We start from the raw sequence: 23,614 nt of genomic DNA on the forward strand, positions 1-23,614 counted from the left end.
CCGGCCCCCGCACGGGGAGGTGCGGGTGAAGGCCGCGGCCGACTGGGCCGTCGGCGGGCAACTCCTGATCTCGGCACGCGCATCCCCATCCGGTCGGGGAACGGCACCGGTTCAGGTCCAGTCTGACGCGCGGTGCATCAAAAAGGAATAGGCCTGGTTCACCGATTTCATGCGTTCCTCCGACGCGGCGTCGCCGCCGGTGACGTCGGGGTGCAGCCGTTTGGCGAGTTTCTTGTAGTGGTCCTTGATCTGGGGCAGGTCGCGGGTCGGGTCTATGCCCAGGGTCTTGAACGCCTGGCGCTCGTCGGGGGTGAAGCGGGTCTCGGCGGCGGCGCGCACGCGCTCGGCCGCGCGGCCTGCGGCGCCGAACATGCCGAAGGGGTCACTGGTCCGGCCTTCACGGAACATCTGGGCCGCGGCACGGGCAACCTCGTCGGCCTGGTCGCGATCGGCGCTGGCGAAGGGCCAGGAGGGGCGGTGCCAGGTCATGTCGTCATGCAGGTGACGGTCGATCTCGGCCGAACTCAGCCCCTTGAAGTAGTCCCAGCCCTTGTTGTAGGCGCGGACATGCTCCAGACAGAAAAAATAATAGTCCCTGAGCCGGTCGCGCGATTTGGGCGCGCGGAACGCACCTTCCTCTCCGCAGCCCTCGCAGTCGCAGAGCCGGGTTCCGTCGGGAGCGTAGGCGGCGGTGCGCCGGATGCTGAAGAGGTCGATCGCCATGACGGCAAAATATGCGTCACGGGGTGCGGTGCGGCAAGTGGTCGGACCATGCCGGCCGGGTTGAAAAATACGCAAGCGCCCCTTCTTGACGCCGAACGCCCGCGCGACCGGCCATTCGGGCGGTCACGCGGGCGTTCCGGATCCGCACCGGGCGCCGGGGGCGCCCGTGTCGGCCTTGGGCGGAATCAGGAGGCGTCGGCCAGGCTGCGGGCAAGAGTGCTCAGCGCTTCCTGGTGCTTGCCGTTCTGGATCATCGAGAAGTTGCGGGCCAGCTCCAGGCACATGCGCTGACGCGGGGTCATCTCAACCTGACCGCCCTGCTCGAGGCCCTCGAAGAAGTAGGAGATGGTGACGCCCAGGGCCTGCGCGATATCGTAGAGACGGCCGGCGGCGATGCGGTTGATACCGCGCTCGTACTTGTGGGCCTGCTGGTAGGTCACGCCGATCATGTCAGCCAGCTGCTGCTGGGTCAGGCCCAGCATGATGCGGCGCTCGCGGATCCGCGCACCGACGTAACGATCGACTTCCTGGGCCCGGCTCTTGGTGGTCTTCATGGGGAGGGATCCCTCTTTGATCAGGGTGTTGGTCAGAAGATTGACGGGGGGAGCGTTCCGCCTCGTCCGCAGTTCGTCCATGGTGTCGGCCTGGGTGCGGTTCCGTGTTCCCGGCTGGTCGCCCCTGCTCCGCCCGATTACAAGCAAGCGGTGTGCCAAGAACCGCTGCGCAAGACCCGCTTGCGTTCCAGTGGTATGATGTGCGACTGGAAACGCGCGGTCCGGGCCGGTTTTCCGGCGCGCGCGCCAGGATCATCAGGGATGCGGTTAATGTGCGCTTAACGTTTGCCGGTGGATCGGGTTCCCGAGGTGTCCACTCTGGGAGAAAAGGGTTTCCCATCCTATGCTTCGGCGGGGCATTCGCTGTGCGGCTGTGTTCCTGTCCCTGTTTGATCGTGAAACGCTTGTGCCAAAATGACACAGGTTGTCCCGGTATGATACTTATGCGTGAAGCGACGCGGCCCTGGTACGCGCATCAGTCTTGATGGATCGCCTGGACCGCGCGCGGTGACGGGAATTGCAGTATCATCGGGATATGACCTTGAGAATGCGGAGGCCTGTGCCGACATGACCATCAGAGATCGGATCGAGACCAAGCTGACGGCGGCCTTCGCGCCGGAGCGGCTGGTGATCACCGACGAAAGCGACCGGCATGCCGGCCATGCAGGCCATCAGCCCGGCGGCGAAACACATTTCCGCGTCGAGATCGTGGCCGCTGCCTTTGATGGTCTGACCCGCGTGACGCGTCAGCGCCGGGTCTATGACGTGCTGTCCGACGAGCTGGCGGAACGGGTTCACGCCTTGGCGCTCATCACCCGCACGCCGGCTGAGGTGGCGCAGAGCTGACGGGCAACCGCTGCCGGATGCGACCGGCATGCGATTGCCCTTTGAAACGCGCCGCGGTTGTGCTAATACAACCTTAAATAAAAAGATCGACCAATTTTCGCGTAAAGGTGTCGTCGGGGATATGTCCGGCCGGAGGGGCCGGGGACCTAAGGGGGGCGATAGGCACGATGTCCAGTTCACTTATCAACCGCAACGTCGTCGTCGAAGGGCGCCGCACCAGCATCCGTCTCGAGGCGGATATGTGGGACGCGCTGACCGAGATCTGCCAGCGTGAGGGCTGCCGGATCCACGAGCTGGCCACCATGGTCAACTCGACCCGGCGCGAATCGACGCTGACCGCCGCCATCCGGGTGTTCATCATGAACTACTACCGGGCGGCGTCGACCGAGCAGGGCCATGCCCGAGCCGGTCACGGCAAGGCGATGCGGCCGGGTCGTGCGGACCGGACGGCGGTGCAGCGGCGTCTGGAGCGTCTGGCGGCTGCGCGCGGTGGCGACGGTCGGCCGATGGCGCCGGTCAGCCGCCCGTATACCACTCAGGATAATGCTGCCTGACGACCTCTCCGTCCGCTGCCAGGGCGTGACAGGTATTCAGGTGTGCAGGCGGTTTCGGTGCCGGTCGCGGCGGCAGAGCGGCCGGCGCCGTATCGTTTGTTCCGGTGCGGGCCATCGGCTCGGTGTCGGCCATGGCGGCGACGCGATCATTGGCCTCGCGCCGGCGGCGTTCCAGGGCCGGGTAGAGCGTCTGGAAGGCAACGGTCCCCAGCGGGCGCATCATCTCGACCAGATGCGTGCAGCCATGCACGCCGCCGACCCGCTGGCGGATGGCCTTGGTCCAGCCCGGGGCAATCTTCAGCCCGACCAGGCGCTGGAAATTGATGGCGACGTCGCCGCAGATCGAATAGGGGGTGTGGTCCATCACCGCCTCGATCGTCTTGATCTCGAAGCCGATATCGATGGTCAGCCGGATCCACATGTCGTGGATCGGCGTGCCCGGGTCGATCTGGCCGCGCCACCGGTTTTCGATCGGGTAGGTCTTCACGTCGGTCAGATGTGCCTCGATGTCCCACAGCCCGTCTTCGCGCTCATAGCCGCGGAGGTCGATCTGGCGGGTGTGGATGTGGCGGCGGTTCACCGGCTGGGACAGGGGCATGGGGCAGGCTTCTCCTCGGTCCGGCCGCGGCGCAGGGCCGGGGCCGTGCCTCGCATCTGAGACGAACGTTCGATCCAATTTCGATCAGGATACTATACGCGGCGACCGCGCTGTCGTCATCTGCGGTGCAGCATGGACGACCAGACCTGGTCGTCAGCCGTCAATTCATGCCGGCCAGATGCAGCGCCACCCACAGCAGCCCGGGCAGCAGCAGGAAAATCAGCAGGGTGGACGTCACCACCAGCGAGGCCACCTCGGCCGGGGAACGGTCGTAGCGCTGGGCGAAGAGGTAGTTGAACACGGCCACCGGCATCGAGGCCTCGACCAGCAGGACACCCAGTTCCACGCCTTCGAAGCGGAAGACCACCAGGCCGAGGAACAGGGCGACCACGAAGCCGCCCAGGCTGCGCAGCAGGGCCAGCCCCAGCGTGCCCAGCGGCCGCACCGCCTTCATCCGGGCCAGGCTGACGCCCAGCGTGATCAGCATCAGCGGAATGGTGAAACCGCCGATGAGATGGGTGGTGTTGCTCAGGAATTTCGGGACCGGGATCCCGCCAAGCACGAAGATCAGTGCTGCAACCACCGACCAGGGGGCGGGCTGGCGCAGGATGAAGCGCCCGGCCGGTTCGCCCGACAGTACCCAGGCGCCGATCGTGAACTGGCTGACGGCCGAGACCGCGAAATAGCCGATGGCATAGCCCAGCCCCTCGGGCCCGAAGGCGAAGAGGCAGAGCGGCAGGCCCATATTGCCGGCATTGCCGTAGATGATCGGCGTCAGCCAGGTCCGCCAGGGCAGGCCGGCCGCCCGCAGGATCGGCCAGGCGATGAACCCCATCATGACCATGGTCGAGGCGGCGGCGAGCGCGAATTCGCCGAAGGCACCGGGTGCGACCTGGCCGTTGGTCAGGTTGGAAAAGATCAGGCAGGGGACACCGATATTGGTCACCAGATTGGTGATCATGCCGGTGTCATAGGGCTGCCGGAACACCCGGATCCAGGAAAAGCCGATGGCGGCACAAACCAGGATCGGGGCGATGATGGTGATCAACTCGCCGATCATGACCGACCGGCGTCGTGGAGGGCGCCCGCCTGGGCGCGATCTCCGATGGGCGAGAGGCGCAGCTTGGTCACCCGGTTGCGGTGACGGCGGAGCACTTCGGCCTCGATCCCGGCGATGCGGAAGCGCTGGCCGACCTCGGGGATCGCCTTGGCCTCGTGGATGACCAGGCCGGCGATGGTGGTCGCCTCGTCATCCGGCAGGCGCCAGCCGGTTTCGCGGTTGAGATCGCGGATCGTGACGGTGCCGTCGGCCAGAACCCCGCCATCGGCCTGATGCTCCAGACCTTCGACGGCAATGTCGTGCTCGTCGACGATCTCGCCGACGATTTCCTCGAGGATGTCCTCCAGCGTCACCAGCCCCTGGATCGTGCCGTATTCATCGATCACGAGGGCAAAATGGGCATGACGCTGACGGAAGGCATGGAGCTGATCGTGCAGCGTGGTGCTGTCGGGGATGAACCAGGGTGTGCGGGCAAGCCCCGGCACGTCGATCTTCTCCACATCGCCGCCCGCCTCGGTCAGTGCCCGCAGCATATCCTTGGCATGAAGCACGCCGATGACGTTGTCGGGATCGCCCTGCCACATCGGCAGCCGGGTGTGCGGGCTGGTGGTGACCTGGGCCAGGATCGCGGCGGGCGGCTGGTCAGCATCGATCATGGCCATCTGCCGGCGGTGGATCATGATCTCGCCCACCGTCAGATCGCCGAGATCCAGGATGCTCGCCAGCATCTCCTTCTCGTTGCGGGTTTCGGCCGCCGTGGCTTCCGGGTCGTCATAGAGGCGGATGGCGCCGCGCAGGTCGTCGGCCGAGACCATCAGCCGGTCGCCTTCGAGCTTGATGCCGATCACCCATGCCACACCGCGCACGATCAGGCCGATCACCTTCGAAAACGGCCCAAGGATCCGGACGACCAGGGCGAGCGGGCCCGAGAGAGCCAGTGCCACCCGGTCCGGCTGGTGCAGCGCAACCGTCTTGGGCAGGATCTCGGCAAAGATCAGCAGCAGCAGGGTCATGCCCAGGGTCGCCATTGCGACACCGGCATCGCCGAAGAGCCCGATCAGCACGCTGGTCGCGATCGAGGAGGAGAGGATGTTGACGGCGTTGTTGCCGAGCAGGATGGAGCCGATCAGCCGTTCCCGGTTGGCGGTCAGCTTTTCGACCCTCTGTGCCCGGACATCGCCGTCGGATGCACGCTGGTGCATGCGGGTACGGGAGGCGGCGGTCAGGGCCGTCTCGCTGCCGGAGAAGAAGGCAGACGCGGCGATCAGGACAAGGATGGCGAGCAGGGACAGCCAGAGTTCGGCAGGCATCGGCGGGCGGGTCTCTCTCCCGATCGGATTGGGCCGGTATCAGCCGGCGGGAACGGCCGGGCCCTCGGGGCGACCGGCCAGGATATCGTCGAGCAGGGCGGCCACTTCGGCAGGGGCGACATCATCGGCAATGAACGAGCGGCCGATGCCGCGGGCCAGGATGTAGCGGACCCGGCCTTCGCGGGCCTTCTTGTCCTGGGCGATGGGGGCCATCAGCCCGTCCACGGTCCAGTCGACGCCGGCCACATCCTGCGGGCGGGTCGGCAGGCCGACCGCCGCCAGATGGGCGGTCAGCCGCTCCAGATCGGCCATCGGGCACAGGCCGCGCCGCACCGACAGGCGGAAGGCGGCGACCATGCCGATGGCCCCCCCTTCACCATGAAGCAGACGGCCGTCATAGCCGGCCATCGCTTCGAAGGCATGGCCGAAGGTATGACCCAGGTTCAGGAGCGCGCGCTGGCCGGTCTCGGTCTCGTCGGCGGCCACGATCCGGGCCTTGGCGGCGCAGGAGCGCGCCACGGCCTGGTCGCGCGCCGATCCGGCGCCTGCAATCACCTCGGCCCCGCGCCGTTCCAGCCAGTCGAAAAACGGGGCGTCGTCGATGGCACCGTATTTGACCACTTCGGCATAGCCGGCCAGCAGTTCCCGCCGCGGCAGGGTGGACAGAAGGCCGGTATCGGCGACCACCAGCCCGGGCTGGTGGAAGGCGCCGACCAGGTTCTTGCCATGGCTGGTGTTGATGCCGGTCTTGCCGCCGACCGAGCTGTCGACCTGGGCGAGCAGGGTGGTCGGCACCTGAACGAAGCGGGTGCCGCGCCGCAGCACCGCGGCCGCGAAACCGGCAAGATCGCCGACGACACCGCCGCCGAGGGCGATCACCGGCTGGCCGCGTTCGATGCCCGAGGCGAGCAGGCCGTCGAGCAGGGTCTCCAGCGACCCGAAGCGCTTGGTGCCCTCGCCCGGCGGCAGGATGATGGTGCCATGGGCGATCCCGGCATCATCGAGCGCGCGGGACAGCACGGCCAGATGATGGCCGGCTACGGTCTCGTCGGTCACCACAGCTGCCCGGCGCACGCCCATGGTCTCGCGGATCAGCCGGCCGGTCACCGGCAGCAGGCCGTCGCCGACCAGAATGTCGTAGGCGCGATCATCCAGCGGCACCCGGACCCGCCGCGCGGGAGCCGCGACGCCGGGCAGGGTCACCAGCTCCCCGTCATCGGACAGCCGGTTTCTGGTGTCGGGGAGGGGCGTGGCGGTCTGGGCGGTCATCGTCTGGCGGGCTCCGGAGCGGGCGCGGGAACGGGGCAGGGCGGGCGAGGAGAACCGGGGCGACGGGGCGTCATGCCGGCCGCCGCGGGCGGGTTGCGGAAAGAGCGGGCCATTCGGCGGCAAGGGCCGAGATGATCGCATCCACCGCTACTTCATGCGGGGCCTCGGTACTCTCCACCGTCAGATCGGCCTCGGCATAGACCGGGTGGCGTTCTCTGATCAGCCGTTCCAGTGTCGCCATGGCATCGCCTTCGGCGATCAGCGGCCGGGTGTGGCGGCGCTTGAGCACGCGGCGGGCAATCACCGGCAGTTCGGCCTTCAGCCAGACCGAGATGCCGTCGCGGGCGATGGCGGCACGGGTTTCAGGGTCCATGAAGGCGCCGCCGCCGGTTGCGATCACCCGCGGGCGCTCTTCCAGAAGGCGGGCGAGCACCCTGCGCTCTCCGCGCCGGAATTCGGCCTCGCCATACAGGCGGAAAATCTCGGGCACCGGCAGGCCGGCGGCTTTTTCGATCTCGGTGTCGGCGTCGACGAAATCGATGCCGAGACGCTGGGCGAGCCTGCGGCCGACACTGCTCTTGCCCACGCCCATCAACCCGACCAGGACGATGGAGCGGTCGATCATCCGGCGATCAAAGGCCGGGGCGGTTCCTGTCGCATCATCGCCGGCGGCGTCGTCTGCCGATATCGGGCTGTCGATGGCGGATGGCTGGTCGTCGTCGGTCAAAGCGGTGAACCGGACTCTGCTGTGGCGGGGCCGTCCCCCGGATGCGGGCCCGGTGCCGCAGCCCCTGGAACGGGAGCGACAGACCGGCGTGCGGCGAATGGTGCGGTGCGCAACCGTTGAAACCATCCGACCGAACCGATAGGCTTCGGGCGACGGCGCCCGACCCGGCCAGAAATAAAGCACAGGTCCGGCAGTCGCGGCAATCGTGCAGGCCGGAGGACCACCGATGTTTCCGGCAGTTGCGAACCCCCGATGCGAGGCGCAGGCGTGCTGATCCGCTTTATCCTGATCATTCTCCTCGTTGCCGTTCTGGGCGGCGGGGCCTTCCTCATGACCTTCGACATGCCGGCGCCGGTGCGCACGGTCGAGAAGGTCGTGCCCAATGACAAACTGCTCCGCTGACCGGAGCGATCCGACACGACGACGCCCGCCGGTGAGCGCATCGGCCGGGCGGCCGCTCGGTGTCGTGCTGGCGCTGGTGCTGGCGGCGGCCTCCGCCTCGGCCATGGCCCAGCCTCTCCGGCTTGTGCCTGACGAGCCGCAGGCGGAAGAGCCGCGGCCGCGCTCCGTCGTTCCGGCGCCGGGGGTTCAGGTCCGTCCGCCTGTCCAGCCGGCGCCGCGCCTGACGCCGCCGCCGCCGCCACCGACGGCACCGCGGATCCAGGTGACGCCCGATCAGCTGCGGCCGGCACCGCCGCCTCCTCCGCCGCCGCCGCCTCCTCCGCCGCCGCCGCCTCCTCCACCCCCGCCCCCGCCTCAGGTGACGGAGGACGAGGCGGCGGCATCGGATGCAGAGGATGTGCCGGCAGATCTCTGGCAGGGCAGTACGGCGGCACGGATCGATGCCGCCCTTGCGGCGCTTGGCGGTACCGCACCCTGGCCGACGGCGCGCGAGATGCTGCGCGATCTGCTCGCGACCGACGGTCCGGCGCCGGCCGGAGAGGATGCCGGCGCCTTTGCCGATCGTCGGGCGACGGCGCTGCTCATGCTGGGCGACCCTGCGGCCGCGGTCGACGTGGCCGACGAGGCCGGCCGTCGGCCATCCTCCGATGCTCTGTTCCTGTCGGGCGAAGAACAGCGTGCCTGTGCCGCGGCCCTTCCCGGGCCCTCGGGTACGGCCACGGGGACGGAGGCTGCACCCGCCGCAGCGGATGTTCTGGCCTGCCGTCTGTTTGCGGCTGCCGACGGCACGGCCACGGCCGAACTGGTGTCGACCGGACAGCCGGTTGCAGGTGTGATCGCCCGTGCGGCCGCCGCCCCCGGGCCGGTTGCGATCGACGGTCTGGATCCGGCGGTCCTGACGGCGGCCGATCTGGCGGTGCTTGCCCGGCGGGGTATCGAGCCGGAGGCGACGGCCGACGCCGTGACCGAGTTTGCCGCCGGCCTGAATGACGCCGGGCTGTCGCGGCTGGTGATGAGCGGCGCGATCACGCCGTTCCATCGCCTGGTGCTGGCCGAAGCGGCCGCCACGCGCGGCTTGCTCGCCGGTGAACGTCTGGCCGGTGCCTGGTTGGCGGCAGCGGCGGCCGAGCGCAGTGCCGCCCTGTCGGGCAACGGCCGGGCGGGCGAATCCCGGCCCGAGCGGCGCCGGGCACGGCTGTTCGCAACGGCGGCCGCCGAACGCAATCCGGGTGCGCGGCTCTATGGCGTCGCCACCCTGGTCAAGGCGGCGGCAGAGGCCGACCCGCTGCTGACGGCGACCGCTGCCGCGGCCGTGGCGCCGCTGCTGGACCCTGCGGCCATTCGCGGGCTCGACCCGGACAGCCGCATCATGGCCGCGCGGATCGCGATCGCCGGCGGGGCGGTCGATGCCGCTGCGGCGATGCTGGGGGTTCCGGAAAACCGCCCGGACGCGCTGAGCACGGCGATCGCGGCCGATCCGGAGCTGACGGCGCTGTCTCTCGTCGCCTTTCAGGAGCCATCGGCGGTGCTCGGCCGCGAGGCGCGCACGGTGGATATCGGCACCTGGCTCGCCGGGCTTGCCGGGCCGGCGCGGGAAGTGGCGACCGCCGCGATCGGCCTGTTCTCCCCCGAGGCCCTGCCATCTCCCGATCCGGCGGCGCCAGCCGTAGAGGATGCCGTGGCACCGGTGCCGGCCGTCTGGTTCGCCCTCCGGGCGGCGGCCGATGCCGGCCGGCTGGGGGAGACGGCGGCGCTGTCGCTGGTTCTGCTTGAAGCCCGGCCCGAGATCGGCGCGATCGGCCTTGCCACGGCACTGGAAGGTTTCCGCCTTGCGGGTTTCGACGACGAGTCCCGCCGGCTTGCGGTCGAGATGATGATCGCGGCCGGCGTGGTTTCGGGGCTGGCGCCGGGTGTCTGAGACATCGGAGGTGCCGCCACCCGAGCCGCTGCCTGCCGACCGGCGCGCGATCGAGGCCTTCCTTGAAATGCTGGGGGCAGAGGGTGGGCTTGCCGACAACACCCTCGTCGCCTATGCCACGGATCTGGACGACGCCGCCCGGGTCTTGAGTGCGGATGGCGGGCTGGTCGCCGCCGCGGCCGATGCGCTTGCCCGCTATCTGGCGGTGCTGGAGGCGCGCGGGCTGACGGCCGAGACCCAGGCACGGCGGCTGTCGGCCCTGCGCCGCTTTTTCCGTTTTCTGGCGAGCGAGGGCCGCCGTCCCGATCAGCCGACCGACCGGCTGGATGCGCCGCGCCGGCGCCGGCCGCTGCCCAAACTGCTGTCGGAAGACGAGGTCGACCGGCTGATCGCGGCGGCCCATGCCATGCCCGGCCCCGACGGTCGCCGGCTGGCGGCGATCGTGGAACTGCTTTATGCCTCGGGCCTGCGGGTCACGGAGCTGGTTACCCTGCCGGCGGCGGCGCTCGCCCGCGATCCGCAGGTGCTGATGGTGCGCGGCAAGGGCGGCCGCGACCGGCTGGTGCCGCTCGGCGCGCCGGCCAGGGCGGCGGCACGGGCCTATCTGGAGGTGCGGGGCAGCTTCCTGCCGCCGGACCGCACGGCCCAGGGTTTTCTGTTCCCGTCACGTGCCGCAGAAGGCCATCTCACCCGTCAGCGGGTGGGGCAGCTGCTGAAGCTTCTGGCGCTTGGGGCCGGGCTGGATCCGGCGCGGGTCTCCCCCCATGTGCTTCGCCATGCTTTCGCAAGCCATCTGCTGTCGGGCGGGGCCGACCTCCGGGTGGTGCAGCAGCTGCTCGGCCATGCCGACATCCCCACCACCCAGATCTATACCCATGTGCTGGATGCCGATCTGCGCCGGGCGATCGAACGGGCGCATCCGCTGTCGACCGCCGACCTGGCCGGCTAGAGCGCCCGCCCGATTTCTGCGGCCGCGTCGCCGACCATGCGCCCCAGCAGGGCCAGCCGGTCGTCCGAGATGCGCGCCGTCGGCCCGCTGATCGAGATGGCGGCCCGGGGGCTTCCGCCGGCACGGCCGGCCGGGACGGCCGCGGCCACGCAGCGCAGGCCCACCGACTGTTCCTCGTCGTCGAGCGCCCAGCCCTGGCTTCGGATCCGGTCCAGCTCCGGCGCGATCGTCTCCGTCCCGGCGGGGGCGGGGAGGGAACCGGCCGCGAGCAGGGCCTTGCCGACGCCGGTCGAGACCATCGGCACCCGCGCGCCCGGCCGGGCGAAGGCGCGCATCATCTCGGCACATTCGACCTGGGCCAGATAGAGCATCCGGTCATCCGAACGGATCGCGAGGTTCACGGTCTCCCCCGACCGCTCCATCAGCCGCTGCATCACCGGCCGGGCGGTCTGGACCAGATGGCGGGCGGGATCGAAGGCCTGGCCGGTGACGAAGGCTTCGGGACCGACCTGCCAGAGGCCGGTGCCGCTGTCGAACCGCGCCCAGCCGCGATTGGCCAGCGTGTTCAGCAGCCGGTGGGCTGTGGAGGCGGCAAGACCCGCACGGCGTGCTGCATCCGACAGGCCGATGCCGTCGGGCATCGCGGTGAGCACCGCCATCAGGTCCAGCGCGCGCAACACGGCCTGCACGCCGCCGGCGGTACCGGCGCCGTCGGGGCCCGGTGCCGAAGGGGTGCCTGCGGCCGAGGTGGAAGAAGGGGGCGTGGTCATGGGCTAGCCATAACATGCTTCCGCGGCGTTTTCCATAGAATGGAAAGGTCTTCCATTTTCTTGCGAGTGGTCGGGGGCTTTGTTATGGTGCACCGCGACAACGGGCGCGGCGTTTCTCCCCTCTCAAAAGCCGGGCGCCCGGACATGAACATCCGGAGAGCGAGACCCATGAGCTTCACGATCGTCAAGGAGGCGACCCCGCGCCTCAACCGCAGCGAACTCGCCGTGCCGGGTTCGAGCCCGAAATTCTTCGAGAAGGCGGCCAAGGGCCCCTCGGACGTGATCTTCCTCGATCTGGAAGATGCCGTGGCGCCGGACGACAAGGAGCAGGCGCGCAAGAACGTCATCCAGGCCCTGAACGACATCGACTGGCGCGGCAACGGCAAGACGATGAGCGTGCGCATCAACGGCCTCGATACGCATTACATGTATCGTGACGTCGTCGATGTGGTGGAGCAGGCAGGCCACAACCTCGACCTGATCATGATCCCGAAGATCGGCACCGCCGGCGACGTCTATGCGCTGGACATGCTGGTTACCCAGATCGAGCAGGCCAAGGGCATCAAGCACCGCATCGGTTTCGAGCTGATCATCGAGACCGCGCTCGGCATGGCGAACATCAACGAGATCGCCAAGGCCAGCCCGCGCCTCGAGTCGCTGCATTTCGGCGTGGCCGACTACTCTGCCTCGACCCGTGCCCGCACCACCAATATCGGCGGCGCCAACGCCGAATATGGCGTGCTGACCGAGGCCGATGCTTCGGGCAAGCGCGATTATCACTGGGGCGATCAGTGGCATTACGCCCTGTCGCGCATGGTCGTCGCCGCCCGTGCCAATGGTCTGCGCCCGATCGACGGCCCCTTCGGCGACATCTCGGACCCGGACGGCTATCGTGCCCAGGCGCTGCGGTCGGCGGCGCTCGGCTGCGAGGGCAAGTGGGCGATCCATCCGTCGCAGGTCGACATCGCCAACGAGGTGATGTCGCCGTCGGAGAAGGACGTCACCAAGGCCCGCCGTATCCTGGAAGCGATGGAGCAGGCCCAGAAGGAAGGCCGCGGTGCGGTCACCCTCGACGGCAAGCTGATCGACATCGCCTCGATCCGCCAGGCCCAGGGCATCGTCGCCAAGGCCGACCAGATCGCCGGGCGCTGAGCCTCTGCCGGCCCCGGGGCCGGGCTTCTGCGGCGGTGCCGGATCTGGCACCGCCGTTTTTTTTGGGCTAAGGTGCGGCCCGACATCGGGAAAACCGTCATTTCCGGCCGTCTCAACCCTTGCCGCCCCGGTTTCGAGGGGGCATGTATGGCCGCGACGTCCCAGCCATCAGCCGAGAGCCCTCCATGAACCATTTCCTGGATTTCGAGAAGCCGATCGCGGAACTCGAGGGGAAGATCAAGGAACTTCGCCACCTGTCGGGCGAGACCGGGGTCAATATCGTCGAGGAGGTCGGCAAGCTCGAGACCAAGGTCGACCGGCTGCTGCGCCAGATCTATGCCAAGCTCTCGCCCTGGCAGAAGACCCAGGTTGCCCGCCATCCGGAGCGACCGCATTTCAGCCACTACCTCAAGGCGCTGGTGACCGATTTCACCCCGCTGGCGGGTGACCGGGTTTTCGGCGAGGATCAGGCGGTGATCGGCGGCCTCGGCCGGATCGGCGAGCGGGCGGTGATGGTCATCGGCCAGGAAAAGGGCCATGACGTCGAAAGCCGCGTGCGCCACAATTTCGGCATGGCCCGCCCCGAGGGCTATCGCAAGGCCCAGCGCCTGATGCGCATGGCCGACCGCTTCGGCCTGCCGGTGGTGACCTTCGTCGATACCGCCGGTGCCTATCCGGGTGTCGGTGCCGAAGAGCGCGGCCAGGCAGAGGCGATTGCCCGCTCGATCGAGGTCGGCCTGGATCTGCGGGTGCCGGCGATTGCTGTGGTGATCGGCGAGGGCGGCAGTGGCGGGGCGATCGCGCTTGCGGCCGCCAACAAGGTCATGATGCTGGAGCATTCGATCTATTCGGTGATCAGCCCCGAGGGCTGCGCCTCGATCCTCTGGCGCTCGGGCGAGAATGCCAAGGATGCCGCCGAGGCGCTGAAGCTCACCGCACAGGATCTGTTCCGCCTGAAGCTGATCGACCAGATCATCGACGAGCCGATGGGCGGTGCCCATCGCGACCCGGCCGCGGCCATGGCCACCGTCGGCCGTGCGATCGAGGCGGCGCTTGCCGATCTGGAGACGAAGAGCGGCGACGAGCTGCGCAATCTGCGCCGCGACAAGTTCATCGCCATGGGCCGCGATCTCGATTGAGCACGCGTCTGGTCCCCGGCGACTGGGTCGATCCCGCGACCGGCGCGCCGCTGGGCGAAGCCACCCTGCTCGACCGGATCGGGCGGGGGAGGGTGGTGCTTGCCGGGGAGCGTCATGACGATGCCGCCATCCATCACTGGCAGGCCTATGTCGCCCGCCTGCTCCACGATCGCCATGGCTGTGATCGCGCCGGCCGGATGGCGGTGGGATTCGAGATGTTTCCCACCCGCGTCCAGCCGGTACTTGATGCCTGGACTCGCGGCGCGATCTCCAGCCTGGAAGCGTTTCTTGATGCCGTAGACTGGAAGGCGGTCTGGGGGTTCGATCCGGAACTCTATCTGCCGCTGATCCGCTTCTGCCGCCGGCCGGGTGTCCGGATGCTGGCGCTCAACTGTCCCCGCGATCTGGTGCGGCAGGTGGGGCGCGAGGGATGGGATGCCGCGGCAGAGCGCGCCGCGGCCGAAGGCATTTCCCGTCCGGCACCGGCCTCCGACGCCTATCGGCGCCAGCTCGCCGCCATGACCGGTCGTGCCATGGCCGATCCGGCCGGGGATCCCGAAGCCGCCCGGCGCTTCGATCGCTTCGTCATGGCCCAGCAGGTCTGGGACCGGGCCTTCGCCTGCGGCATAACGCGGGCCCTGACGGATGCGGAACCGCCGGCGGTGGTGCTCGGCATCATCGGGCGTGGCCATATGGCCTTCGGCAACGGCACGCCCCATCAGCTGGCCGATCTCGGCATCCATGACACCGCGGTTCTGATGACCGGATCTGCAGAGGACCCGTTTGCCCTCGTGCCGGGCGCGGCGGACGCGGTCTGGCGCTTCGACGCCTGATCCGGCTCTGTCGGATGTGCCGTCCGCCCGCGGATGGCGGCGGTCGCGATTGCGGGTGACATCTTGCGGTGGTTTTAACCATCGCCGAGGTGTTCCCCATGCCCTCCGCTTCCTCCACACTCGATGGCAGGGCCTGGGTGCTGCTGCTCACCCTCGCCAGCCTCTGGGGCGGATCTTTTCTCTTTGTCGGCGTCGCGGTGCGCGAGGTCGGGCCGGTGACCGTTGCAGCGTTGCGGGTGGGCCTGGCGCTGCCGGTGCTTGTCCTGCTGGCCCTGCCCGCGCTCCGCAGGCTCCGTCGCCGTGACCTGCCGATCGGCGCGCTGATCGTGATGGGGCTGCTCAACAACGTTCTGCCCTTCGCCCTCACCGCCTGGGCCCAGACCCGAATGACCAGCGGCATGGCGGCGACGGTCAATGCCACCACCCCTTTCCTCACCATCCTGGTCGCCCCGCTGTTCGGTCTGATCGAGGCGCGGGGGCGTCAGCGGCTGGGCGGCATCCTGTGCGGCATTGCCGGCGTGGCGCTTGCGGTGCGGCCCTGGGACGGCGCTGCCGGCGCCGATCCGGCGGGGGTTGCTGCCGGCGTGCTGGCGGCACTCTCCTACGCACTGGCCGCCGCGCATGCGCGACGCAGCGGACTGGGGGCGCTGGCGCCGGCGGTTGCCGCCCTGGGTATGGTTGCCGCCGCCACTCTGGTGCTGGTGCCGGCAGCCATGATGATCGAAACGCCGGTCGCCGATCTCGCCGCTGCCGGTAGCGCCGCCCGGATTGCCATTCCCGCCGTCGCCCTGATCGGGACCGCTGCGGCCTATCCGGTCTATTTCCGCCTGCTGGCGCTGGCAGGGCCAGCCAATCTGCTGCTCGTCACCCTGCTGATGCCGATGATCGCCATTCTGGCGGGGGCCGTGGTGCTGGGAGAGGTCGTCGCCCCGGTCATGCCGGTCGGGCTGGCGCTGGTCGCGCTCGGCCTCGCCATGGTGGACGGGCGGCTCTTTCAACGCAAACGCCCGCGGCATCGCTGATGCTGCGGGCGTCCGGCGGGGCGTCGCAGGCGGGCTGGTCTCAGACCAGCCGGCCGTGGCAGTGCTTGAACTTCTTGCCGGAGCCGCAGGGGCAGTTGCTGTTGCGGGGCGTGCGCTCCCAGCCGGCGGGCAGGGCCTCCGGCGGCGCGTCCTCGCCCGGGGCATCGGTCACGGCGGCGGGGCCCGGCAGGCTCTCGGTGGTCGGCTGCATCGGCCGCTCGGCGTCCTGCGGCTGGGGGGTGCCGGCCATGCGGATCTCCAGATGCGACAGCACCTGGGTCACGGTCTCGCGCATGCGATCGAGCATCGCCTCGAACAGCGAGAAGGCCTCGCGCTTGTACTCGTTCAGCGGATCCTTCTGCGCATAGGCGCGCAGCACGATGCCCTGGCGGAGATAGTCCAGCTGGAGCAGATGCTCCTTCCAATGGTGGTCGATGATCTGGAGCAGCAGGCTCTTCTCGACCCGGTGCATGGTCTCGGCGCCATAGGCCTCGATCTTCTGCGCCATCACCGCGTCCGACGCCTCGGTGATCCGCTCGCGCAGAATGTCGGGGTCGATGCCTTCCTCGGCTGCCCAGTCCTTGATCGGCAGCTCGACCGCCAGCACCTTGCGGCAGCGTTCGGCCAACTCGTCCACATTCCACTGCTCGGGATACGACTTCTCGGGCGCGTATTCCGAGACGATCTCGCCGATGACCTCGTGGCGCATCGACAGCACGGTGTCGTCGACGCGCTCGGCATTCATCATCTCGCGACGCTGCTCGTAGACGACCTTGCGCTGGTCGTTCATCACGTCGTCATAGCGCAGCAGGTTCTTGCGGATGTCGAAATTGCGGGCTTCGACCTTCTGCTGGGCCTTTTCAAGCGCCTTGTTGATCCAGGGATGGGTGATCGCCTCACCCTCTTCCAGACCCAGGCGCTTCAGCATGCCGTCGATGCGCTCCGAGCCGAAGATGCGCATCAGGTCGTCTTCGAGCGAGACGAAGAATTTCGAGGCACCCGGATCGCCCTGACGTCCCGAGCGGCCGCGGAGCTGGTTGTCGATGCGCCGGCTTTCATGGCGCTCCGAGCCGATGACGTAGAGGCCACCGGCCGCCATCACCTTCGCCTTGGCCTCTTCAAGCTGGGCTGCGATCTCGGCGGTGCGGCGAGCACGCTCGGCCTCGTCGGTGACGTCGGCCAGTTCGACCTCCACCCGCATCTCCAGATTGCCGCCGAGCTGAATGTCCGTACCGCGACCGGCCATGTTGGTCGCGATGGTCACGGCACCCGGCCTGCCTGCCTGGGCGACGATCTGGGCTTCCTGCTCGTGATAGCGGGCATTCAGCACCTGGTGGGGCACGCCCGCCTCGGTGAACAGCCGCGAGATCAGCTCGGACTTCTCAATCGAGACCGTGCCGATCAGCACCGGCTGGCCCTTGGCCGAGGCCTGCTTCACCTCGGTGACGATCGCCTGGATCTTCTCGCGCTCGGTCCGGTAGACCTCGTCGTCGGCATCCTTGCGCTGCACCGGCCGGTTGGTCGGGATGGCGACGACTTCGAGCTTGTAGATCTCGCCGAACTCGCCCGCTTCGGTCAGCGCCGTGCCGGTCATGCCCGACAGCTTCGGGTAGAGGCGGAAATAGTTCTGGAAGGTGATCGAAGCGAGCGTCTGGTTCTCGTTCTGGATCGTCACCCGCTCCTTCGCCTCGAGGGCCTGATGCAGCCCTTCGGAATAGCGGCGTCCGTCCATCATGCGGCCGGTGAACTCGTCGATGATGATGACCTTGTCATCCTTGACGATGTAGTCCACGTCGCGGGTGAACAGCTTGTGGGCGCGCAGCGCCTGGTTCACGTGATGGACGATGGCGACGTTCTCGACGTCGTAGAGCCCGCCCTGGATCAGCCCGGCCTCGCGCAGCCCGTTCTCGATCCGCTCCTGGCCGGCTTCGGTCAGGATCACCGTGCGCTGCTTCTCGTCCTTCTCGAAATCTTCCTCGCCCAGGCCGGGGATGAAGGTGTCGACCAGGCGGTACAGGTCGGAATTGTCCTCGGTGGGGCCCGAGATGATCAGCGGCGTGCGCGCTTCGTCGATCAGGATGCTGTCGACCTCGTCCACGACCGCGAAGTTGAACGGCCGCTGGACCATCTGCTCCAGACCGTACTTCATGTTGTCGCGCAGATAGTCGAAGCCGAACTCGTTATTGGTACCGTAGGTGATGTCCGCGGCATAGGCGAGGCGGCGGGAATGATCGTCCATGCCGGGCAGGATCACGCCGACCGTCAGGCCGAGGAAACGATGGACCTGACCCATCCAGTGCGAGTCGCGCCGGGCCAGATAATCGTTCACCGTCACGACGTGGACGCCCTTGCCCTCGATCGCGTTCAGATAGGCGGCGAGCGTCGAGACCAGGGTCTTGCCTTCGCCGGTCTTCATCTCGGCGATCTTGCCCTGGTGCAGAACCATGCCGCCGATCAGCTGGACGTCGAAATGCCGCTGACCCAGAACCCGCCGCGCGGCCTCGCGCACGGTTGCAAAAGCGTCCACCAGAATGGAGTCGAGCGTCTCACCCTTGGCGAGACGCTCGCGGAACTGGTCGGTGCGTGCGCGCAGCGCCTCATCGTCGAGGGCCTGAACCTCGGGCTCCTTGGCGTTGATGGCCTGCACCGCCCGCTGGAGCGACTTCACCGTCCGATCGTTGGCGGTTCCGAAAACCCGCCGGGCAAGAGCGCCGAACATGTAATCCCCTGACCTGCTCCACGAAACACGCGAGACCGTCCGGACCGGAGCATGCGGGGTGCGGACGGCGACGTCATCATGCGCGCGACAGACCATGGATGCGAGCGGAACCCGCCTCCACGGACGTTCCTCAAATAAGGGGTCGTGGGTGCCCTGTCAATCACGCGGGGTTCCCGGCCCGCGCTTCGCCGCCGATGGCGCTGCACGCTTGCAAGGTCATGGGTTTTCGGCACTTGTGATCAGCGTGGGCCTGTGCATCATGAGCGTCCTGATCTGCTGGCGGCGAAGTCGTCGGCAGGCGTCCTGACGGGCCGGCGACCTCTGCCCGATCCCCGCGCCCCGACCGACCCTTAGGGAGACTGTCCGCATGCTCATCCGCAGCGCGCGCCGGCCGATCACCGCCGCCCTCGCCGCCCTGCTTCTCGCCTCGGTCACCCATGTTTCGGCGCTGCGCGCTGAAGAGGCGAAGCCCGCAGCCGACGATCCGGTGGTTGCCCTCGTCGACGGGGCCGAGATCCATCGCTCGGACGTGGTCGCGGCGTACGAAACCCTGCCGCCGCCCTACCGTTCGCTGCCCTTTGCGCAGCTTTACGATACGCTGCTCGACAATGTGATCAGCAGCCGGCTGATGGTCGAAGCCGCCCGCAAGCAGGGTCTGGAAGAGGATGCCGAGGTCAAGACCCGCATCCAGCGTGCCGCCGACCGGGTGCTGACCGAATCCTATCTGACCAAGCTGATCGACGACGCGGTCACCGAGGATGCGCTGAAGGCCGAGTATGAGGCCTTCAAGAAGGACTTCCAGCCCGAGGACGAGGTCCACGCCCGCCATATCCTGGTGGCGACCGAAGACGAAGCCAAGGCGATCAAGGCCGAGCTCGACAAGGGTGCGGATTTCGCCAAGCTCGCGTCCGAGAAGTCGACGGATCCCGGTGCCGCCAATGGTGGCGATCTGGGCTTCTTCACCGCCGACCGGATGGTGAAGCCCTTCGCCGATGCGGCCTTCGCGATGAAGCCCGGCGAGATTTCGGATCCGGTCCAGACCCAGTTCGGCTGGCACGTGATCAAGCTGGAAGAGCGCCGCAAGCAGCCGGTTCCCGCCTTCGACGAGAAGAAGCAGGAGCTGGAGATGGAGCTGCAGCGCAAGACCGTCGATCAGACGCTCGAGGCGCTGCGCAAGGATGCGAAGATCGAGCGCGTCGAGGAAGCGGCCCCCGCGGCTGCCGCCCCGGCCGCCGGAGCGCCCGCATCCGAGGCGCCCGCCTCCCAGACCCCGGCCGCGAAGCCCCAGGGCTGACGCGCGCCATCTTCAGTCTGCCGATCCACACGGCGGGGGATGACATCATCCTCCGCCGTCATACCGTCCGGAGAGATTGCCCATGAGCGCCAAGACGTCGCCGCTGGCCCCTGCCGCCTTCCCCGATCTGCCCCAGGTTGCGGGGGTCCGTCTCGCCACCGGCATGACCGGTCTGCGCTACAAGGGCCGCGACGACCTGCTCTGGGCGGAATTCGCCCCCGGCACGGTCGTGGCCGGGTGCTTCACCACCTCGGCCACCCGTGCAGCACCGGTGCGCTGGTGCGAAACGGCGCTGGCCGGCGGCCGTGCCCGGGCGCTGGTGGTGAATGCCGGCAATGCCAATGCCTTCACCGGCCCGACCGGCGCCCGTGCGGTTGCAGCCGAGGTCGACGGTGCCGCAGCCGTCCTGGGTTGTGCCCGCGAAGAGGTCTTCGTGGCCTCGACCGGTGTGATCGGCGTGCCGCTCGACCCGAAGCCGATCGTCGACATGATGGCCGATCTGTCGGGCCGGGCCAGCGATGCGGCCGATGCCTGGGCGCCGGCCGCGAAGTCGATCATGACCACCGACACCTTCCCGAAGGGGGCCTCGGCCACCGTCACCATCGGCGGCCGCAGCGTCACCGTGGTGGGCTTCGCCAAAGGCTCGGGCATGATCGCCCCCAACATGGCGACCATGCTGGGCTTCGTCTTCACCGATGCCGCGATCGGCGCGACGCTGGCGCAGCGCCTGCTTGCCCGCGGCGTCGATCGCTCGTTCAACGCCATCACGGTCGATGGCGACACCTCGACCAATGACTGCGTGATGCTGTTCGCGACCGGCGCTGCGGGCAACCCCTTGCTGGCCGAAGAGGATGCCGACGGTGCGGCCTTCGCCGAGGCGCTGGAAGCCGTGCTGTCGGATCTGGCCCGTCAGGTGGTGCGCGACGGCGAGGGGGCGACCAAGTTCGTCACCCTCAAGATCACCGGCGCCGAGGATGACGGCGCCGCCCGCCGCATCGGCCTGACCGTCGCCAACTCGCCCCTGGTCAAGACCGCCATTGCCGGTTCCGACGCCAATTGGGGTCGCATCGTGGCGGCGCTCGGCCGGTCGGGTGAACGGGTGGCCGAGGACCGGCTGCGCATTCATATCGGCGGCGTGCTGGTCGCCGAGAACGGCGCGGTTCATCCCGATTATGACGAGAAGGCCTATGTCGCCGGCTATATGAAGGGGCAGGAGATCGACATCGCGGTCGATGTCGGTGTGGGCGAGGGCGTGGCTACGGTCTGGACCTGCGACCTGACCCACGGCTATATCGACATCAATGCCGACTACCGGAGCTGAGCGGCATGGCGGCGACCGACACGGCCGGTGACGAGGAACTCTATGGCTGTGCCGCGGCACCGGCCTTGCCGGCCGGTCCGGCGAAGCTGCTCCTGGTTGTGGCGGTCGCACTTCTCGATGTCGACAACCGGGTGCTGATCGCCAAACGCCCCGAAGGCAAGGCGATGGCCGGGCTTTGGGAGTTTCCCGGCGGCAAGGTGGCCCCGGGAGAGCGGCCCGAGGCGGCGCTGGTGCGCGAGCTGCACGAGGAGCTGGGTATCGACACCAGCACCTCGTGTCTGGCGCCGGCCACGTTCGCGAGCCACGCCTATCCGGATTTCCACCTGCTGATGCCGGTCTATGTCTGCCGGCAATGGCGCGGTACCCCCACCCCGCGCGAAGGCCAGGAACTCGCCTGGGTGCGGATCTCGAAGCTGCGGGACTATCCGATGCCGCCGGCCGATCTGCCGCTGATCGCGATGCTCCGCGACATGATCGGCGGCTGACGCCTCAGCTCACGTCGCCTTTTTGGCCCGGCACCTCTGCCCTCAACCGCGCCAGCATGTCGCTCATTGCCGTATCGGCGGTGCCGCGGCGGCGCGGCTGCGGCTGGCCCGCTGCCTTCTTCCAGCCGGCGAGGTGGATCAGATCCAGTGTCGCCGGCACCCGCCCATCGGGGCGGGCGAAGCGCTCCACATAGATCTCCATCGCCCGCATCAGGGTCGCCCGCTTCAGCGGCGCGCGACGACGATCGTGGAGCACGTTGGTGGCGCCGATCATCCGCAGCTCGGCCAGAAGCTTCAGCGGATGGGCATAGGTCAGTGTGATGGTGTCGACATCGACCACCGGCAGCTGAAAGCCCGCCCGCTGCATCAGCCCGGCCGCATCGCGCAGCTCGGCAAAGGGCGAGACCCGGGGCGACAGCCCGCCGTCGATCTCGATCTCGGCCGCGGTCAGCGCCTCGCGCAGCTCCTTCAGGCTGGAACCGCCGGCGATCGCGCCCAGAAACAGCCCGTCGGGCTTCAGCGACCGCTCGATCTGGATCAGCGCGCCCGGCAGATCATTGGTCCAGTGCAGCGAGAACAGGCCCAGCACCAGATCCATCGAGCCGTCGGCAATCGGCAGCAGTTCTTCATCCGCCACCACCACGGGCCCCGCATCGGCAGCGGCCATGGCCGGGGACAGGTCCAGTCCGATCAGGGTTTCGATACCCCGCCGGCCCTGGAAGATGTCGCGGCTGGCACCATCGCGGGAGCCGATCATCAGCGCCCGCGGGAAATCCCGCAGCACGTCGTCCAGCCGTTCGGCCAGACGCTCGGCGACTTCACGAAGCAGGAAGCCGTGATCGCCGCCGGCGCGGGCGGCGCGATCGCGCCGGCGGCGCAGGAGCGCACGGTCGAACAGGCGGATGGGATCGGTCATGGCCGCTATATGGCACGGCCGGCCGCCTGCGGCAACAGCCCGTACCGGATGAGACTTGCACGCGCATGTCCCGGCCATCATGATCGCATGGCGACAGATTGTCAGGGGGAGGTGACGTCGTGGTCGAGGATGCGGTCGATGGCGGCATGCGGCCGGCTGCGGCCCTGGTCCGCCGGATGGCCGGTCTGCTGGCCGGTGTCGGGCGGGTGTTGCTGGATGCGGCCCTGCCGCCGCTCTGCGGGTTGTGCCGTGCACCGGTGGACCGCCCGGGGTTGTGCGGTGCCTGCTGGTCCGGGCTGGTCTTCGTCACCGGCCCGGTCTGTGACCGCTGCGGCGTGCCGCTGCCATCGGATCCGGGCGGCCCGGCCGTCTGCGGCGGCTGTGCGGCGAAGCCTCCGGCCTTTGCCATGGCCCGGGCGCCGCTGATCTACGAGGGAACCTCGAAACGTCTGGTGCTGGCGCTGAAGCACGGCGATGCCGGGCATCTGGCGCCGATGCTGGGCCGGCTGATGGCGCCGGTGGCGCGGGGGTTGGGCCCGGTCGATCTGGTGGTGCCGGTGCCACTGCACTGGCGTCGACGGCTGAAGCGTCGCGACAATCAGTCCGCCGTGCTGGCGCGGGCGCTGGCCGGCGAGCTGGGGCTGGCCCACGAGCCCAGGCTGCTGCGCCGGGCGCGGTTCACGGCATCCCAGGGCAGCAAGGGGCGCGAGGCACGGGCCCGCAACGTCGCCGGTGCCATGCGGGTACCGGCCGGAACAGCCTTGCGGTCGCGGCTGGCGGGGGCCCGGGTGCTGCTGGTCGATGACGTGCTGACCACCGGCGCCACCGCCGAGGCTTGCGGCCGTGCCCTGATCCGTGCCGGGGCCGCCGCTGTGGTGGTCATCGCGGCGGCCCGGGTGCCGGCCCCCGGCGACGGGATCCGACACATGGTGGATCCTGCAACGCTGCTGGCCGAGGGAGAGGCATCCGAGAGGCTTTGAGACGGCGCGATCCTCCCTATATCATTGGAACGTTTCCAATGGTCGCGGGCGCCGCTGCGCCCGGGGCTTCCCG

General features: G+C 68.7%; 23 protein-coding genes. 13 read left to right on the forward strand and 10 right to left on the reverse strand.

What is annotated here, in order from left to right:
• Positions 1–111: 111 nt before the first annotated feature.
• The gene (locus tag CMO28_RS22470) at positions 112–723 is read right to left on the reverse strand and encodes a J domain-containing protein (RefSeq protein WP_296717291.1); all 612 of its coding nucleotides are present in this window, start codon (positions 721–723) and stop codon (positions 112–114) included.
• 185 nt (positions 724–908) lie between these two features.
• The gene (locus tag CMO28_RS22475; protein WP_014743857.1) at positions 909–1,277 is read right to left on the reverse strand and encodes a helix-turn-helix domain-containing protein; all 369 of its coding nucleotides are present in this window, start codon (positions 1,275–1,277) and stop codon (positions 909–911) included.
• A gap of 567 nt (positions 1,278–1,844) precedes the next feature.
• Here CMO28_RS22475 and CMO28_RS22480 point away from each other — a divergent pair.
• Positions 1,845–2,123: a BolA family protein gene (locus CMO28_RS22480; protein WP_062761140.1), complete on the forward strand. Its 279-nt coding sequence runs from the start codon at positions 1,845–1,847 to the stop codon at positions 2,121–2,123.
• A gap of 167 nt (positions 2,124–2,290) precedes the next feature.
• Positions 2,291–2,677 (forward strand): ribbon-helix-helix domain-containing protein, encoded by a 387-nt coding sequence (locus tag CMO28_RS22485; RefSeq protein ID WP_062761138.1) that lies wholly within the window; start codon positions 2,291–2,293, stop codon positions 2,675–2,677.
• Here CMO28_RS22485 and CMO28_RS22490 read toward each other — a convergent pair.
• The 5 genes from CMO28_RS22490 to CMO28_RS22510 form a co-directional block, all read right to left on the reverse strand.
• Positions 2,640–3,275: a DUF2889 domain-containing protein gene (locus CMO28_RS22490; protein WP_296717310.1), complete on the reverse strand. Its 636-nt coding sequence runs from the start codon at positions 3,273–3,275 to the stop codon at positions 2,640–2,642. The genes CMO28_RS22485 and CMO28_RS22490 overlap by 38 nt on opposite strands.
• A 160-nt stretch (positions 3,276–3,435) precedes the next feature.
• Positions 3,436–4,335, reverse strand: a complete 900-nt coding sequence (locus CMO28_RS22495) for an AEC family transporter (protein ID WP_014743861.1) — start codon at positions 4,333–4,335, stop codon at positions 3,436–3,438.
• Positions 4,332–5,645: an HlyC/CorC family transporter gene (locus CMO28_RS22500; protein ID WP_296717316.1), complete on the reverse strand. Its 1,314-nt coding sequence runs from the start codon at positions 5,643–5,645 to the stop codon at positions 4,332–4,334. Before CMO28_RS22500 ends, CMO28_RS22495 begins: the two co-directional genes overlap by 4 nt.
• Before the next feature lie 39 nt (positions 5,646–5,684).
• Positions 5,685–6,914: a 3-dehydroquinate synthase gene (aroB, locus tag CMO28_RS22505; RefSeq protein ID WP_296717319.1), complete on the reverse strand. Its 1,230-nt coding sequence runs from the start codon at positions 6,912–6,914 to the stop codon at positions 5,685–5,687.
• A gap of 70 nt (positions 6,915–6,984) precedes the next feature.
• The gene (locus CMO28_RS22510) at positions 6,985–7,539 is read right to left on the reverse strand and encodes a shikimate kinase (protein WP_062761173.1); all 555 of its coding nucleotides are present in this window, start codon (positions 7,537–7,539) and stop codon (positions 6,985–6,987) included.
• A 369-nt stretch (positions 7,540–7,908) separates the two neighbouring features.
• Between CMO28_RS22510 and CMO28_RS22515 the strand changes: the two genes are divergently transcribed.
• The 3 genes from CMO28_RS22515 to CMO28_RS22525 are packed head-to-tail and all read left to right on the forward strand — an operon-like array spanning position 7,909 to position 10,910.
• Entirely contained in the window at positions 7,909–8,043 is a 135-nt protein-coding gene (locus tag CMO28_RS22515) for a hypothetical protein (RefSeq protein ID WP_014743865.1), read from the forward strand.
• A 31-nt stretch (positions 8,044–8,074) separates the two neighbouring features.
• Entirely contained in the window at positions 8,075–9,961 is a 1,887-nt protein-coding gene (locus tag CMO28_RS22520; RefSeq protein ID WP_296717327.1) for a hypothetical protein, read from the forward strand.
• The gene (locus tag CMO28_RS22525) at positions 9,954–10,910 is read left to right on the forward strand and encodes a tyrosine recombinase (RefSeq protein ID WP_296717330.1); all 957 of its coding nucleotides are present in this window, start codon (positions 9,954–9,956) and stop codon (positions 10,908–10,910) included. Before CMO28_RS22520 ends, CMO28_RS22525 begins: the two co-directional genes overlap by 8 nt.
• On the opposite strand, the gene CMO28_RS22530 is transcribed toward CMO28_RS22525, so the two are convergent.
• Positions 10,907–11,680 (reverse strand): IclR family transcriptional regulator, encoded by a 774-nt coding sequence (locus CMO28_RS22530; protein WP_296717333.1) that lies wholly within the window; start codon positions 11,678–11,680, stop codon positions 10,907–10,909. The two genes, CMO28_RS22525 and CMO28_RS22530, sit on opposite strands and share 4 nt — an antisense overlap.
• 168 nt (positions 11,681–11,848) lie before the next feature.
• Between CMO28_RS22530 and CMO28_RS22535 the strand changes: the two genes are divergently transcribed.
• From CMO28_RS22535 to CMO28_RS22550, 4 genes are all read left to right on the forward strand, one after another.
• A complete protein-coding gene (locus tag CMO28_RS22535) occupies positions 11,849–12,832 on the forward strand; it encodes an HpcH/HpaI aldolase/citrate lyase family protein (RefSeq protein ID WP_014743869.1) in 984 nt (327 codons plus the stop codon).
• 185 nt (positions 12,833–13,017) lie between these two features.
• Positions 13,018–13,971 carry an acetyl-CoA carboxylase carboxyltransferase subunit alpha gene (locus CMO28_RS22540; RefSeq protein WP_014743870.1) on the forward strand — a complete coding sequence of 318 codons (954 nt, stop codon included), beginning with the start codon at positions 13,018–13,020 and terminating at the stop codon, positions 13,969–13,971.
• Entirely contained in the window at positions 13,968–14,804 is an 837-nt protein-coding gene (locus CMO28_RS22545) for a ChaN family lipoprotein (protein WP_296717338.1), read from the forward strand. Before CMO28_RS22540 ends, CMO28_RS22545 begins: the two co-directional genes overlap by 4 nt.
• Positions 14,805–14,902: 98 nt before the next feature.
• Positions 14,903–15,826: a DMT family transporter gene (locus tag CMO28_RS22550; protein ID WP_296717341.1), complete on the forward strand. Its 924-nt coding sequence runs from the start codon at positions 14,903–14,905 to the stop codon at positions 15,824–15,826.
• Between the two features lie 40 nt (positions 15,827–15,866).
• Here CMO28_RS22550 and secA read toward each other — a convergent pair whose 3' ends face one another.
• Positions 15,867–18,545 (reverse strand): preprotein translocase subunit SecA, encoded by a 2,679-nt coding sequence (gene secA / locus CMO28_RS22555; protein ID WP_296717344.1) that lies wholly within the window; start codon positions 18,543–18,545, stop codon positions 15,867–15,869.
• 367 nt (positions 18,546–18,912) lie between these two features.
• Here secA and CMO28_RS22560 point away from each other — a divergent pair, with 367 nt between their 5' ends.
• The 3 genes from CMO28_RS22560 (at position 18,913) to mutT (ending at position 21,645) form a co-directional block, all read left to right on the forward strand.
• Positions 18,913–19,839 (forward strand): peptidylprolyl isomerase, encoded by a 927-nt coding sequence (locus tag CMO28_RS22560; protein WP_296717350.1) that lies wholly within the window; start codon positions 18,913–18,915, stop codon positions 19,837–19,839.
• An 82-nt stretch (positions 19,840–19,921) separates the two neighbouring features.
• Positions 19,922–21,160 carry a bifunctional glutamate N-acetyltransferase/amino-acid acetyltransferase ArgJ gene (argJ, locus tag CMO28_RS22565; RefSeq protein ID WP_062761424.1) on the forward strand — a complete coding sequence of 413 codons (1,239 nt, stop codon included), beginning with the start codon at positions 19,922–19,924 and terminating at the stop codon, positions 21,158–21,160.
• A 5-nt stretch (positions 21,161–21,165) separates the two neighbouring features.
• Positions 21,166–21,645 carry an 8-oxo-dGTP diphosphatase MutT gene (mutT, locus tag CMO28_RS22570; protein WP_296717353.1) on the forward strand — a complete coding sequence of 160 codons (480 nt, stop codon included), beginning with the start codon at positions 21,166–21,168 and terminating at the stop codon, positions 21,643–21,645.
• A 4-nt stretch (positions 21,646–21,649) separates the two neighbouring features.
• Here the strand turns inward: mutT and CMO28_RS22575 are convergent, their stop codons facing one another.
• Entirely contained in the window at positions 21,650–22,561 is a 912-nt protein-coding gene (locus CMO28_RS22575) for a methyltransferase domain-containing protein (protein ID WP_296717357.1), read from the reverse strand.
• Positions 22,562–22,680: 119 nt separating this feature from the next.
• Here CMO28_RS22575 and CMO28_RS22580 point away from each other — a divergent pair, with 119 nt between their 5' ends.
• Positions 22,681–23,541 (forward strand): ComF family protein, encoded by an 861-nt coding sequence (locus tag CMO28_RS22580; RefSeq protein WP_296717362.1) that lies wholly within the window; start codon positions 22,681–22,683, stop codon positions 23,539–23,541.
• The last annotated feature ends 73 nt before the right edge of the window (positions 23,542–23,614 follow it).

This window comes from Tistrella sp. (genome assembly GCF_002684955.1).
Classification (GTDB): domain Bacteria; phylum Pseudomonadota; class Alphaproteobacteria; order Tistrellales; family Tistrellaceae; genus Tistrella; species Tistrella mobilis.

Coding starts and splice junctions, on each gene's coding strand:
- CMO28_RS22540 (WP_014743870.1), top strand. CDS start 13,018: ATGAACCATTTCCTGGATTTCGAGAAGCCGATCGCGGAACTCGAGGGG.
- CMO28_RS22480 (WP_062761140.1), top strand. CDS start 1,845: ATGACCATCAGAGATCGGATCGAGACCAAGCTGACGGCGGCCTTCGCG.
- CMO28_RS22535 (WP_014743869.1), top strand. CDS start 11,849: ATGAGCTTCACGATCGTCAAGGAGGCGACCCCGCGCCTCAACCGCAGC.
- secA (WP_296717344.1), bottom strand. CDS start 18,545: ATGTTCGGCGCTCTTGCCCGGCGGGTTTTCGGAACCGCCAACGATCGG.
- CMO28_RS22500 (WP_296717316.1), bottom strand. CDS start 5,645: ATGCCTGCCGAACTCTGGCTGTCCCTGCTCGCCATCCTTGTCCTGATC.
- CMO28_RS22575 (WP_296717357.1), bottom strand. CDS start 22,561: ATGACCGATCCCATCCGCCTGTTCGACCGTGCGCTCCTGCGCCGCCGG.
- CMO28_RS22510 (WP_062761173.1), bottom strand. CDS start 7,539: ATGATCGACCGCTCCATCGTCCTGGTCGGGTTGATGGGCGTGGGCAAG.
- mutT (WP_296717353.1), top strand. CDS start 21,166: ATGGCGGCGACCGACACGGCCGGTGACGAGGAACTCTATGGCTGTGCC.
- CMO28_RS22550 (WP_296717341.1), top strand. CDS start 14,903: ATGCCCTCCGCTTCCTCCACACTCGATGGCAGGGCCTGGGTGCTGCTG.
- CMO28_RS22530 (WP_296717333.1), bottom strand. CDS start 11,680: ATGACCACGCCCCCTTCTTCCACCTCGGCCGCAGGCACCCCTTCGGCA.
- CMO28_RS22470 (WP_296717291.1), bottom strand. CDS start 723: ATGGCGATCGACCTCTTCAGCATCCGGCGCACCGCCGCCTACGCTCCC.
- CMO28_RS22490 (WP_296717310.1), bottom strand. CDS start 3,275: ATGCCCCTGTCCCAGCCGGTGAACCGCCGCCACATCCACACCCGCCAG.
- CMO28_RS22560 (WP_296717350.1), top strand. CDS start 18,913: ATGCTCATCCGCAGCGCGCGCCGGCCGATCACCGCCGCCCTCGCCGCC.
- argJ (WP_062761424.1), top strand. CDS start 19,922: ATGAGCGCCAAGACGTCGCCGCTGGCCCCTGCCGCCTTCCCCGATCTG.
- aroB (WP_296717319.1), bottom strand. CDS start 6,914: ATGACCGCCCAGACCGCCACGCCCCTCCCCGACACCAGAAACCGGCTG.
- CMO28_RS22495 (WP_014743861.1), bottom strand. CDS start 4,335: ATGATCGGCGAGTTGATCACCATCATCGCCCCGATCCTGGTTTGTGCC.
- CMO28_RS22485 (WP_062761138.1), top strand. CDS start 2,291: ATGTCCAGTTCACTTATCAACCGCAACGTCGTCGTCGAAGGGCGCCGC.
- CMO28_RS22475 (WP_014743857.1), bottom strand. CDS start 1,277: ATGAAGACCACCAAGAGCCGGGCCCAGGAAGTCGATCGTTACGTCGGT.